The organism is Pedococcus sp. P2_E4, assembly GCF_056403935.1.
In genome coordinates, this window is the sequence record NZ_JBFUEO010000012.1 from 1 (window position 1) to 12256 (window position 12256).

General features: G+C 72.7%; 16 protein-coding genes. 14 read left to right on the plus strand and 2 right to left on the minus strand.

Annotated features, from left to right (window positions below; translation table 11 throughout):
- Nucleotides 1–494 (plus strand): thiamine-phosphate kinase (locus AC1DV7_RS07945; RefSeq protein WP_477596306.1); only part of this gene is annotated, 494 nt, incomplete at its 5' end.
- A 65-nt stretch (nt 495–559) separates the two neighbouring features.
- On the opposite strand, the gene rpmB is transcribed toward AC1DV7_RS07945, so the two are convergent.
- A complete protein-coding gene (gene rpmB, locus AC1DV7_RS07950; RefSeq protein WP_055814433.1) occupies nt 560–754 on the minus strand; it encodes a 50S ribosomal protein L28 in 195 nt (64 codons plus the stop codon).
- Nucleotides 755–991: 237 nt separating this feature from the next.
- On the opposite strand from rpmB, the gene AC1DV7_RS07955 reads away from it, so the two are divergent.
- From AC1DV7_RS07955 to rsmD, 4 genes are all read left to right on the plus strand, one after another.
- The gene (locus AC1DV7_RS07955) at nt 992–2677 is read left to right on the plus strand and encodes a DAK2 domain-containing protein (protein ID WP_477596308.1); all 1686 of its coding nucleotides are present in this window, start codon (nt 992–994) and stop codon (nt 2675–2677) included.
- A gap of 2 nt (nt 2678–2679) precedes the next feature.
- On the plus strand, nt 2680–5040 hold the full coding sequence (locus AC1DV7_RS07960) for an ATP-dependent DNA helicase RecG (protein ID WP_477596310.1): 2361 nt from the start codon (nt 2680–2682) through the stop codon (nt 5038–5040).
- 82 nt (nt 5041–5122) lie between these two features.
- Nucleotides 5123–5911, plus strand: coding sequence for an alpha/beta fold hydrolase (locus tag AC1DV7_RS07965; protein WP_477596312.1), 789 nt, complete (start codon nt 5123–5125; stop codon nt 5909–5911).
- Nucleotides 5912–5960: 49 nt separating this feature from the next.
- Complete coding sequence (gene rsmD / locus AC1DV7_RS07970; RefSeq protein ID WP_477596314.1) at nt 5961–6536, plus strand: 16S rRNA (guanine(966)-N(2))-methyltransferase RsmD; 576 nt, start codon at nt 5961–5963, stop codon at nt 6534–6536.
- A gap of 187 nt (nt 6537–6723) precedes the next feature.
- Here the strand turns inward: rsmD and AC1DV7_RS07975 are convergent, their stop codons facing one another.
- Entirely contained in the window at nt 6724–7020 is a 297-nt protein-coding gene (locus AC1DV7_RS07975) for a hypothetical protein (protein ID WP_477596316.1), read from the minus strand.
- A gap of 147 nt (nt 7021–7167) precedes the next feature.
- Here AC1DV7_RS07975 and AC1DV7_RS07980 point away from each other — a divergent pair, with 147 nt between their 5' ends.
- The 9 genes from AC1DV7_RS07980 (at nt 7168) to AC1DV7_RS08020 (ending at nt 12032) form a co-directional block, all read left to right on the plus strand.
- Nucleotides 7168–7722: a hemerythrin domain-containing protein gene (locus AC1DV7_RS07980; RefSeq protein ID WP_477596317.1), complete on the plus strand. Its 555-nt coding sequence runs from the start codon at nt 7168–7170 to the stop codon at nt 7720–7722.
- 40 nt (nt 7723–7762) lie between these two features.
- Nucleotides 7763–8260, plus strand: coding sequence for a pantetheine-phosphate adenylyltransferase (gene coaD, locus AC1DV7_RS07985; protein WP_477596319.1), 498 nt, complete (start codon nt 7763–7765; stop codon nt 8258–8260).
- 136 nt (nt 8261–8396) lie between these two features.
- Complete coding sequence (locus AC1DV7_RS07990; protein ID WP_477596321.1) at nt 8397–8990, plus strand: YceD family protein; 594 nt, start codon at nt 8397–8399, stop codon at nt 8988–8990.
- A 1-nt stretch (nt 8991) separates the two neighbouring features.
- Nucleotides 8992–9186, plus strand: coding sequence for a 50S ribosomal protein L32 (gene rpmF, locus AC1DV7_RS07995; protein WP_477596323.1), 195 nt, complete (start codon nt 8992–8994; stop codon nt 9184–9186).
- Between the two features lie 34 nt (nt 9187–9220).
- Nucleotides 9221–10021, plus strand: coding sequence for a ribonuclease III (gene rnc, locus AC1DV7_RS08000; protein ID WP_477596324.1), 801 nt, complete (start codon nt 9221–9223; stop codon nt 10019–10021).
- A 34-nt stretch (nt 10022–10055) separates the two neighbouring features.
- Nucleotides 10056–10937 carry a bifunctional DNA-formamidopyrimidine glycosylase/DNA-(apurinic or apyrimidinic site) lyase gene (mutM, locus tag AC1DV7_RS08005; RefSeq protein WP_477596326.1) on the plus strand — a complete coding sequence of 294 codons (882 nt, stop codon included), beginning with the start codon at nt 10056–10058 and terminating at the stop codon, nt 10935–10937.
- A gap of 102 nt (nt 10938–11039) precedes the next feature.
- Nucleotides 11040–11336, plus strand: coding sequence for an acylphosphatase (locus AC1DV7_RS08010; protein WP_477596327.1), 297 nt, complete (start codon nt 11040–11042; stop codon nt 11334–11336).
- A gap of 148 nt (nt 11337–11484) precedes the next feature.
- A complete protein-coding gene (locus tag AC1DV7_RS08015; RefSeq protein WP_477596329.1) occupies nt 11485–11676 on the plus strand; it encodes a hypothetical protein in 192 nt (63 codons plus the stop codon).
- Nucleotides 11673–12032 (plus strand): chorismate mutase, encoded by a 360-nt coding sequence (locus tag AC1DV7_RS08020; protein WP_477596331.1) that lies wholly within the window; start codon nt 11673–11675, stop codon nt 12030–12032. The genes AC1DV7_RS08015 and AC1DV7_RS08020 overlap by 4 nt, the downstream gene beginning before the upstream one ends.
- The last annotated feature ends 224 nt before the right edge of the window (nt 12033–12256 follow it).

Consider the following 12256-nt stretch of genomic DNA (forward strand, 5'->3'; position numbering starts at 1 on the left):
GTGCCCGGCCCGGCGACGTCCTCGCCGTCGCCGGGACGCTCGGCCGGTCCGGGGCCGGGCTCGCGCTGCTCCAGGCCGGCGCCGACCCGCTGGGCGGCGCACCCGGCATACGCCGTGATTGCCTGGGCCATCACCTGCGTCCTCAGGCACCGATCGCGGCGGGGCCGCAGGCCGCGGATGCGGGGGCCACCTCGATGCTGGATCTCTCGGACGGGCTGCTGCGCGACGGCGACCGCATCGCGCGGGCCAGTGGCGTCCGCCTGGCGCTCGAGACCGCCCTGCTCGCGCCCGATGTCGACCCGCTGACGGAGGTCGTGGGGGAGCAGGCGCTGGAGTGCGTCCTGGCCGGTGGTGAGGAGCACAGCCTCCTCGCGACGTTCCCCGGGCAGCCCCCGACCGGATGGCGCGTCATCGGCCGCGTCGAGGAAGGCGAGGCGATCACCCTCGACGGTGAGCCTCAGTCAGCGCGCGGTTGGGACCACTTCAGCGTGTGAGGGCATGAAAAAAGCCGGCTCCCCGTGAGGGAGTCCGGCTTGATTCGGTATGCCGCAGGGCTGGGTCAGCGCTTGACCTTGCCGGCCTTGAGGCACGAGGTGCAGACATTGAGACGCTTCGGGGTCACGCCCGCGTCACCGACCAGAGCCTTGACACGCTGGATGTTGGGGTTCCAGCGACGCTTGGTGCGGCGGTGCGAGTGCGAGATGTTGTGACCGAAGCTCGGTCCCTTGCCGCAGACGTCGCAGTTGGCAGCCACGGGGTTCTCCTGAAATCGATACGTACAAGAATGGGGTGGCTCCCTGGTGTCTCGCTGCGCGGGCACAGGCCAGCGACTCGGAGGTCCACGGGAACCGGTCAAGCGTAGCCGAGGGGCACCGCAACGACCAAAACGAGCCCCGGGACCGCGCCGGCGGGGCCGTCGACCGCCCACGGCAGGCGCGCGCATCGACGGTGTTCCCCGCGTCGTGACAGTCGTGGGCACTAGCCTTCCAGCGTGCTCGAAGCCATCACCGCCGACGACGCCCGGCGCTGGGCCGTGCTCGCGCGGGCCGCGTTCGCCGCACGCCGGGCAGAGATCGACGCGCTCAACGTCTACCCCGTCCCCGACGGTGACACCGGCACCAACCTCTACCTCAGCCTCGACGCGGCCCTCGACGCCGTGCGCACCGAGCACGAGCAGGCCGGCATCCTCGGCGCGGCCAGCCTCGAGCAGGAGTGCACCGCCCTGGCGCGCGCCATCCTGCTGACTGCGCGGGGCAACTCCGGGGTCATCCTCAGCCAGCTCGTGCGCGGGTTCGCCGAGGCCATCGCCGAGCGAGGGGTCGAGGAGGCCGACGCAGCCACGATCGCCGACGGCATGATCCGTGCCAGTGAGCGCGCCTACGCCAGCGTCACCCGGCCCGCCGAGGGCACGATCCTCACGGTCGCTCGGGCCGCGGCGCAGGCCGGGGCCGCTGCAGTCGAGCGCGGCCTGCCCGCCGTCGCCGAGGAGGCCCTCGACGCGGCCAGCGACGCCCTGAAGGCCACCACCCACCAGCTCGCCGCCCTCGAACGTGCCGGAGTGGTCGACGCCGGCGCCGCGGGCTACCTGCTCGTCCTCGAGGCGCTGGCTCGGGTCGTGCGCCAGGACGGCACCCACGTCGGCGACCGGCTCGAGCCCCTCGCCGGCGACCTGGCGATGCGCCGCCGCGAGGACTGGAGCCAGGTCGGCGGGGTCGTCACCCCGACCGGGGCGACCGGCGGCGCCCCCACCGGAGAGGCAGACCTGGAGCCGGGCGGCCCGGCCTACGAGGTCATGTACCTCCTGCGCGACTCCGACGAGGAGCGAGCCGCCACGCTGCGCGAGACCCTCGACGGGCTGGGCGACTCGCTGCTCGTCGTCGGCGGCCCCGACCTCTGGAACATCCACGTGCACGTCGACGACGTCGGGGCTGCCATCGAGGCAGGCCTGGACGCAGGTCGCCCCTACCGCGTCCGCGTCACCCACTTCGCCGACCAGGTGGGCCAGCCGCCGGCCACGGGGGTGGCCGTGGTCGCCTGCGCGGCGGGGCCCGGTCTGGCCGAGGTGTTCCGGGAGGCCGGGGCGCACGTCATCGACAGCGGACCCGGGCGTCGGGCGTCGGCCGGCCAGCTCCTCGCGGCGGCACGCGGTGCCCACGCGCTCGAGGTGATCGTCCTGCCCAACGACCGCGACACGGTGATGGCCGCCGAGGCCGCGGCCAGCGCGGCGGCGCAGGAGGGCCTCGACCTGCACGTGGTCCGGTCCGCGACGGCCGTCCAGGGCCTCGCCGCGCTCGCCGTCTTCGACCCTGGGCAGTCGGCGGCGCGCAACACCGCGGCGATGAGCCACGCCGCCGCGGCGACCAGGCACGGGGCCGTCGCGGTCGCGAGCAAGCAGGCGCTCACCTCCGCCGGCCCGTGCAACCCGGGCGACATCCTCGGCGTGGTGGCCGGAGACGTCGTCATCGTGGGCGACGACCTCGCCGAGGTCGCGATCGACGTCGTGGGACGGTTGCTGTCGAGCGGCGGAGAGCTGGTCACCGTCATCGGTGGGGCCGACGCCCCCGCTGGGCTGGCCGACGAGCTGGGCGCCCGCATCGAGCGAGGGCACCGCGACGTCGAGGTGAGCGTCATCGACGGCGGCCAACCGCACTACCCGCTGTTGCTGGGAGTCGAGTAGGCGTGGTCGGTGTCGTCACGGAGTCCACCCGGCTCTCGCAGCTCGTCTCCACCGCGGCGCCCAAGCTGGCGAAGCACCGCGGCATCACGGTGGTGGGCGACCTCCTGGAGTTCTGGCCCCGGCGCTACCTCGAGCACACCGCCGACCTCGGCACGCTGCACGTCGGGATGTACGTCGTCGCGGTGGCGACCGTCAAGACCGCCAGCACCCGGTCGATGAAGAACCGCCGCGGCGAGATGCTCACCGTCACGATCACCGACGGGGCGCACGAGGTCGACCTCGTCTTCTTCAAGGCGTGGGGCCACCGGGACGCCCTCGTGCCCGGCACCACCGCCCTGTTCGCCGGCACCGTCGGGATGTACCGCGGGCGCTGGCAGCTGGCGCACCCGGCATACCAGCTCATGCACGGCGGGCTCGGCCAAGGCGCCACCGACCGCGGACCCATCCCGGTCTATCTCCAGGTCAAGGGGATGCAGAACTGGGCCGTCGCCGAGTGCGTGCGGCTGTCGCTCGACCAGCTCGACGACCTGCCCGACGCGGTCCCGGCCACCTTGCGGGCCCGGCACGGGCTGCCCGGCCGGCTCGAGGCGATGCGCGGCATCCACGTCCCGACCGAGATGGCGCAGGTCCATCGGGCGCGGCAGCGGATGCGCTACGAGGAGGCGCTGGTCCTGCAGACGCTGATGGCGCAGCGCCGGGCCCGGCTCGCCCGCGAGCACACGGCGGTCGCGCGGACCCCGGGCCCCGGTGGGCTGCTCGACGCCTTCGACGCCAGGCTGCCCTTCGAGCTCACCGCCGGCCAGCGCGAGGTCGGCGCGACCCTGGCCCGCGAGATGTCGGGCGACACCCCGATGAACCGGCTGCTCCAGGGCGAGGTCGGCTCGGGCAAGACGGTCATCGCGCTCCGGGCGATGCTGGCCGCGGTCGACGCGGGTGGTCAGGCCGCGCTGCTCGCCCCGACGGAGGTCCTCGCCGCCCAGCACCACCGCTCGATCACGACCATGCTCGGCGAGCTGGCCGAGGGCGGCATGCTCGGGGGCAGCGACATCGGCACCCGCGTGGTGCTCCTCACCGGCAGCCAGTCGGCCGCCACCCGCAAGAAGTCACTGCTCGACGCGGCCAGCGGTGACGCCGGCATCGTCATCGGCACGCACGCGCTCATCCAGGAGCACGTGCAGTTCCAGGACCTCGCGCTGGTGGTCGTCGACGAGCAGCACCGCTTCGGCGTCGAACAGCGAGATGCGTTGCGAGAGAAGGCCAAACAGCCACCACACGTGTTGGTCATGACGGCCACACCGATCCCGCGCACGGTGACGATGACCGTGTTCGGCGACATGGAGACCTCGACCCTGACCGAGCTGCCCCGGGGCCGTGCGCCCATCACGACCCACGTCGTGCCCACCGACAACCCCCGCTGGGTCGAGCGCACGTGGGCGCGCATCGCCGAGGAGGTCCGATCCGGCCGCCAGGCGTATGTCGTGTGCCCCCGGATCGGGGACGCCGCGGACGCGCGTGGCGAGGTCCTCGACGAGGAGGTCCGCGAGGTCCCGGCTCGCCGGGGCTCGGGGGCGCTGCGTGACGGGTCGCCCGATGACGCTGACCTCGGCGACGGTGACCTCGGCGACGGTGACCTTGACGTCGACCCGGGTGACGCCGGGGGCGGGGACGCCGGCGGAGGCCGGGGCGGCGACGCGCCTGCCGGCGAGGACGTGGTCGCGCCGCGTGCCTGGGCCAGCGCCCTCGCGGTGGCTGACCAGCTGCGGTCCTCGCCGGCACTGGACGGCATCACGGTGGACGTGCTGCACGGCCGCATGACCCCCGAGGACAAGGACGCCGCCATGGCGCGGTTCACCCGGGGCGAGACCGGCGTCCTCGTCTCGACCACGGTCATCGAGGTCGGTGTCGACGTGGCGAACGCGACCGTGATGGTCGTGATGGACGCCGACCGGTTCGGTGTGTCCCAGCTGCACCAGCTGCGTGGCCGCGTCGGTCGTGGCGGTCACCCGGGCCTGTGCCTGCTCATGACCGGGGCCGAGGCCGACGGTGGGGCTCGCGAACGGCTGGACGCGGTGGCCGCCACCACGGACGGTTTCGCCCTCGCCCAGCTCGACCTCGAGCTGCGCGGCACCGGTGACCTGCTCAGCGGACGCCAGAGCGGTGGCGGCCGGTCCACCCGCGGCATGGGTCGGGGCAGCTTCCGGTTCCTGTCGCTGGTGCGTGACGAGGAGGTCATCCTCCAGGCTCGCGAGGACGCGGCGGCCCTCGTCGAGGCCGACCCCGACCTCGAGGCGTGCCCGGAGCTCGCGTCAGCCGTGGCCGAGCTCGTCGACGAGGAGCAGACTGCCTTCCTCGAGCGCGGCTGAGGGCCTCCCGGGGGCCCAGGCCGGCCCGAGACCACCCATATGCAGGCGCGCGATCCGCGCCGACCGCCCTAGGCTCGGAACCGTGATCCTCTCCCACGACGAAGTCGGCTCCGGCCACCCCGTCCTGCTGCTGCACTCGGCCGTGACCGACCGCAGGATGTGGGACCCGCTCGTGCCGGCCCTGAGCCACTCGTTCCGCGTGATCCGCCCGGACCTGCGGGGGTTCGGCGACTCGCCACAGCCCGGTGAGGAGTACGCCGACGCCGACGACCTCGACGCCCTGTTCGACTCGCTCGGGGTCGACAGTGCCGCCGTCGTCGGCTCGTCGTACGGCGGGCGTGTGGCCATGGAGCTCGCCACCGCGCATCCGGCCCGGGTGTCCTCGCTCGTCCTGCTGTGCCCCGCCTATCGCGGGCTCGAGCCGTCGGACGCGGACGCCCCCGCGCTCGAGGCGTTCGGCGACGAGGAGGGTCGGCTGCTCGAGGCGGGTGACATCGGGGGAGCGGCGGCGCTCAACGTGCAGACCTGGGTCGGGCCGGAGGCCGGACCGGACGTCCGCGAACGGGTCGCGACGATGCAGCGGCGCGCGTTCGAGGTGCAGCTCGCGGCCGACGAGCAGGACCCGCCACCGTCGATCCGCCGGATCGAGGTCGACCCGACGGCGCTCGCGGTAGACACGCTGGTGGTGTCCGGCGCGCACGACCTCGGCCACTTCCGCACGATCGCCCGCCACCTCGGCGAGCAGATCCCCGGCGCCGAGTGGGTCGAGCTCGACTGGGCGGGCCACCTGCCCTCGCTCGAGCGACCGGACGCCGTCCTCACCCTCCTGCTCGACGTCCTCCGCGACGACCCCGAGGTGCACGCACCCTGAGCGCCCGGAGGATGAGCCCCGCGTCGGCGCGCGCTGCTACCTTGCCGCCGTGACGCGGATCATCAGTGGGCGGGCCGGTGGCCTCCGCCTCGCGACGCCGGCCGGCTCGGGCACCCGCCCCACCAGCGACCGGGTCCGCGAGGCGTTGTTCTCGCGCCTCGAGCACCTCGACGTCCTGCTCGGTGCCCACGTGCTCGACCTGTATGCCGGGTCGGGAGCCCTCGGCCTCGAGGCCGCAAGCCGCGGGGCCGCCTCGGTCCTGCTCGTGGAGTCCGACAAGCGGGCCGCGAAGGTGACGTCCCAGAACGCCGGAGCGGTCGGCATACCGGGGATCTCCGTCCGCCAGACCACGGTGCAGCGGGCCCTCGCGGTCCCGCCACCGACCCCGTGCACCCTCGTCTTCAGCGACCCGCCGTACGACCTCGGCGAGGAGGAGCTGGCCGCCGACTTCGCGCTGCTGGTGGAGCACCGGTGGCTGCACCCTGACGCACTGGTCGTCGTCGAGCGGTCGTCACGGTCGCCCGAGCCGCGCTGGCCGGGGGAGTGGGAGCGGGAGGACGAACGACGTTACGGCGAGACGAAGATCTGGTTCGTCGGCCCCCGCAAGCCCGACGTCGTCGCCTGACGCCGCAGGCCACGTTGCCGCGCTCGCGTGACGTTGCCGCGAGTGCACCCACGGCAACGTCACGCGCCCGCGGCAACGTCGGCAGGAACGCAGAACTCCGCCACGCAGAACGGCAGCCGCGCCGCGACCGCGACCGCACGGGGCGGTCGGGTCGCAGCGCAGCTGCCGCCGCGCAGTGCCGGGTCGCTCAGGTCGTGGGCGGAGCCGCCGGCACCAGGCTGAACTGCACGCCACCGGTCTCGTCGACGTTGGCGTCGAGGACCTGCTCGCTGAGGGCGACGGAGGCCGTCTCGTCGAGGTAGACCTTGGCGCCGTCCTGCTCGACGACCGCGTCGCCCGGCAGGGGCTGCTCGGCCGTGGTCACGGTGAGGCCGCCGCTGTCGGCGCCCTCCTGGCTGAACCGCAGACCGGCGTCCTCGGTGGTGAGGTTCTGGTCGACGATGGTCTTCACGATCGTGCTGGCGTTCTCGGTGAGGGTGAGCACGGGGCTCTCCTTCCGATGGAGGTCAGGACGTCTCCACCGTGTCGCAGGTGCGCACGCGACCACAAACTCGGTGTCCGCTGGGTGGGACGCGGCACCCCAGGCGACCCCCGCCGTGCGACGAACCCGCAGGTGGGAGAGGGTGTGGACATGACCACACCCGAGATTCCCCGTCCCACCAGCGGCGACGTCGTCGACCTCATCCTCGACGACCACCGCCTGTTCGAGGCCCTCCTGCGCGAGCTGCGTGACGCGACCGCCGACCGCGAGGCCGCCCGTGAGGCGCTGGCCCACGTCCTCATCGCGCACGGCGAGGCCGAGGAGGAGAAGGTGTACTCCCAGCTCAACCGCAAGCGCGCCATCACCAAGCACGAGGCGGAGCACGGTGAGGAGGAGCACGCCGAGGGCAACGAGGCGCTGCTCGCGCTGCTGGAGTGCAAGGGCACGGACACCCAGAAGTTCGACGACGCGGTCGAGGAGCTCGCCACGGCGCTCAACCACCACATCGGCGAGGAGGAGCAGACGATCCTCAACCCGGCCCGGACCGAGGTGTCGGAGGACGTTCGCCAGGAGCTCGGTGTCGCCTGGGCGACGCGGCGCAACCAGCTGCTCGAGGAGGCGGCCGGCTCGATCACCAACGTCCGCGCGATCGTCGCCCGGGCGCACCGCGAGGGCCTGCTCCCTGCGGACGACGAGGAGGAGTGACCACCACAGGGCACGGGGGGCGCGCTGCTAGCGTTCCCGTGTGACCAGCAACCAGACCCGGCGGTGCGTCTGCCCCGGCTCCTACGACCCGGTGACCCTGGGCCATGTCGACGTGATCCGTCGCGCCGCCGACCTGTGGGACGAGGTCGTCGTGGCCGTGCTGCACAACCCGGCCAAGCATGGGACGTTCAGCGCGCAGGAGCGGCAGGAGCTGGTCGCCGAGGCCTGCGCCGACCTCCCGGGCGTGCGGGTCGAGACCTTCGCGGACCGCCTGCTGGTCGACGTCTGCCGCGATGTCGAGGCCACGGCCGTCGTCAAGGGGCTGCGCGGTGGCACGGACTTCGCGTACGAGCTCCCGATGGCGCTGATGAACCGGCACCTGACCGGGGTGGAGACGGTCTTCCTGCCCGGCGACCCGAGCCTCGAGCACATCTCGAGCTCGCTGGTGAAGGAAGTCGCTCGCCTCGGTGGCGACATCACCGGCCTGGTCAGTGACCACGTCCGCGACGCGCTGCTCGAGCGCCTGCGGGTTCGGTGACCTGAGCTCCCACGACCTCCGGGTGCACCGGCGTGCACCGCGCATTTGGGGGAGTGGGTGACGCTCCGGTAATCTCGTGCGTCGGTCTACGTCCACCTCGTGGCGTGACCGAGTCACTCGACCCCTTGCTGGAGCCATGAACCATCTCGACCCCCGCCTGCCCCTGGTGTTCGACACCCAGGAGCTCGGTCGGCGACCCGGTTCGATGGAACGCCTCCAGCGTACGGTCGAGGCGCCTGCCGAATTCGGCACGGACGTCATCGCGGTGCCCGAGGGCTCCCCGATGGAGCTCGAGCTCCGGCTCGAGTCCGTGGTCGAGGGCGTGCTGGTGACCGGCTCGGTCAGTGCCACGGCAACCGGCGCCTGCGTGCGGTGCCTGGAGCCGGTCAGCTATCCCGCTGACGGGACCTTCCAGGAGCTGTTCGCCTACGCCGATCGCGCGGCCCACCACCGTGAGGTGGGAGCCGAGGACGACGAGACCGACGAGCACACCCTCGAGGGCGACCTGTTCGACCTCGAACCCGTGCTCCGTGACACGGTGGTGCCTGCACTGCCGTTCAAGCCGGTGTGCCGGGACGACTGCCCCGGGCTGTGCTCCGAGTGTGGAGCGCGCCTGGCCGACGACCCCGGCCACCAGCACGATGTGATCGACCCCCGGTGGTCCGCGCTCTCCGCGCTGGCTGCCGACAGCACGACTACCCAGAGCATCATCGAAGAGAAGAGGAACTGACGTGGCTGTCCCGAAGCGGAAGACGTCGCGCTCCAACACCCGTTCGCGTCGCGCGAACTGGAAGACGACGGCGACCACGCTGACCACGTGCCCCCAGTGCAAGGCCCCGACCCAGCCCCACGTGGCCTGCCCGTCGTGCGGCTACTACAAGGGCCGTCACTACACGCCGGCCGAGCGCACCGAGCACCAGGGCTGACTTCCCTGATCCCCGCGTGAGTTCCACTCAGTCCGTGCCCGAGACCTCCCAGCCTCCGGCGACGGACAGCGCGAGCCAGCGGCCCGTCGACGAGTTCGCCCAGCACCTCACCGAGGTGACCGGCGCCCCCGTCGACGAGCCGCTGCTCCTGCGTGCCCTGACCCACCGCTCGTACGCCTACGAGAACGGCGGCCTGCCCAACAACGAGCGCCTCGAGTTCCTCGGCGACTCGGTGCTGGGGCTCGTGGTCACCGACACCCTCTACACCACGCACCCCGACCTGCCCGAGGGCCAGCTGGCCAAGCTGCGCGCCGCGGTGGTCAACATGCGCGCGCTCGCGGACGTCGCGCGCACCCTCGGCCTCGGTGAGCACCTGCTGCTCGGCCGCGGCGAGGAGAGCACCGGTGGCCGCGACAAGGCCTCGATCCTCGCCGACACGATGGAGGCCGTCATCGGCACCGTCTACCTGTCGTCGGGCATGCCGGCCGCCGCCGCCCTCGTCCACCACCTGCTCGACCCGCTGATGGCCGCCTCGGCCACGCTCGGCGCCGGGCTCGACTGGAAGACCAGCCTGCAGGAGCTCGCGGCGTCCTCGTCCAGCGGCGTCCCCGAGTACCGCGTCGAGGAGGAGGGCCCCGACCACGAGAAGACCTTCCACGCCAATGCCGTGGTGGGAGACGTCGTGCTCGGGTCCGGCACCGGCCGCTCCAAGAAGGAGGCCGAGCAGAAGGCCGCCGAGCTCGCCTGGCGCGCGCTCACGGCGGCCCGCGCCGACGCCTCCGACGCCGCCGAGGCAGCCGACGCCGCCGACCTCACGGCGGGCTCGCCCTCCTAGGCGAGCACCCGGCATACCGCACAGGAGAGGCGTCGTGCCCGAGCTCCCCGAGGTCGAGGTGGTCCGTCGCGGCCTGGCCGACCACGTGGTCGGTCGGACCATCGAGTCCGCCCAGTTCCACGGCGCCCGCGTCGCGCGCCGGCACCTGCCCGGGCCCGCCGACCTCGCCGCCAGGGTCGCGGGCAACCACGTCGAGTCCGCCCGTCGTCGCGGCAAGTACCTCTGGCTCGTCCTCGCCGCGCCGGACGGGTCCCGGCAGGCCCTGCTCGCCCACCTCGGCATGAGCGGCCAGCTGCTCGTCGAGGACCCCGCCGCACCCGACGAGAAGCACCTGCACGCCCGCTTCGTCTTCGCCGACGGAGGGCCGGAGCTGAGGTTCGTCGACCAGCGCACGTTCGGCGGCATGGCCCTGTCCGAGCTGACGGACGCACTCGTCCCCGAGACGATCGCGCACATCGCCCCCGACCCGCTGGAGGCGGCGTTCGACCAGGGCTCGGTGGTGCGCCGGATGAAGTCCCGCGACTCCGCCGTCAAGCGCGCCCTGCTCGACCAGTCGCTCGTCTCCGGGGTGGGCAACATCTATGCCGACGAGGCGCTCTGGCTGGCGCAGGTGCACGGCGAGCGGCTCTGCTCCTCGCTCACCAAGCCGACCCTGTCGCGCATCGTCGACCACGCGCGCGAGGTGATGCTCGCCGCTCTCGGGCAGGGCGGCACGAGCTTCGACGCCTTGTACGTCAACGTGAACGGCGCGTCCGGGTACTTCGACCGCTCGCTGCACGCCTACGGCCAGGAGGGCCGCCCGTGCGACCGGTGTGGCACGCCGATCCGCCGCGAGGCGTTCATGAACCGCTCGTCCTTCTCGTGCCCGCGCTGCCAGCCCCGGCCCCGCGTGGCACGGGTGACGATCGGCCCCTGACATCCGGCACTGACGTCCGGCACCATCCGGCACTGACGTCCGGCACCTGACAGCCGGGTCTGCGGGTTGTACAAATGAAGCAGACGACTCGGAGGTGGTGCGATGGACACGGGCAGTCCGCAGCGTGCGGTCATCTGGGTGCACGGGCGCGTGCAGGGTGTGGGCTTTCGGTGGTGGACCAGGGCGAGGGCCCTGGAGCTCGGTCTCGTCGGCCACGCCCGCAACGCGGGGGACGGACGCGTCGAGATCGTGGCCCAGGGCGACCCCGACAAGGTGCGCGAGCTGGTGACCCTCCTGGAGGAGAAGCCGAGCCAGCACCGCCGACCCGGTGAGGTGCACACCTGCGCCGCCACGTGGGGTCCGCCCAAGGACGACCTGGTCGGGTTCTTCGAGAAGTAGCTCCCGTTCCGCGAGGGAACGACCCGTCCCGCTGGGCGCACGGCAGGCCGCCGGCATTGACCCGCGTGCGCGGGGCTGTCACGCTGAGAGACGCCCCCTTACGGCAGACCCAGGCCGGCGATGAGTGCCGCCTGTGGAAGGAGCCCGCATGGCCAAGGCCCTGGTCGGCTACCGCGTCGCCTACGACCAGCGACTGATGCTCGAAACCCTCGAACTGCGTCGCCGTGTCCGCGACCTGGAGACCCTCGTGGACCGGCTCCAGCGTGACAACGACGCGCTCCGCGAGGATCTGAGACAACCGGACGTCGTCGGAGCGGGCGCACCTACGATTGCTGGGTGAGCTCCCCATCGCCCGACAGCGCCGCGCCCGACAGCGCCGCGCCTCACCGCGCAGCGCCTGACGGCGCCGAGGCTGGCACACCGCACGAGCTGGTGCGGCTGCGCGCCAGCATCGACAACATCGACGCCGCCTTGATCCACCTGCTCGCCGAGCGCTTCAAGTGCACCCAGCAGGTGGGCGAGTTCAAGGCGCGAGAGGGTATGCCGCCGGCCGACCCCGCGCGCGAGGAGCGGCAGGTCGCGCGGTTGCGCGCGCTCGCGGACGACGCCGGTCTCGACCCGACGTTCGCCGAGAAGTTCCTGGCCTTCGTGATCGCCGAGGTGATCCACCACCACGAGGCGATCGCCCAGGGCTGAGGGCCCACCTCGTCCCGACGCGGTGCTTCGTCGTCGGCACCGGCAGCGATGTCCGGGCTCCCATGCCGATCTGCCAGCAGGAAGTCGTGCGGTGTGGTCACTCCTGTCACACGAGTCACAGGCAACGCAGGACGGTCCGAGGTGCCCGAAACCCGCTCCGCACGCAGGTAGGGTGGCCCACGCACAGACCCCCACGCAGCAGCACCCCGCATCTCACCCAGGAG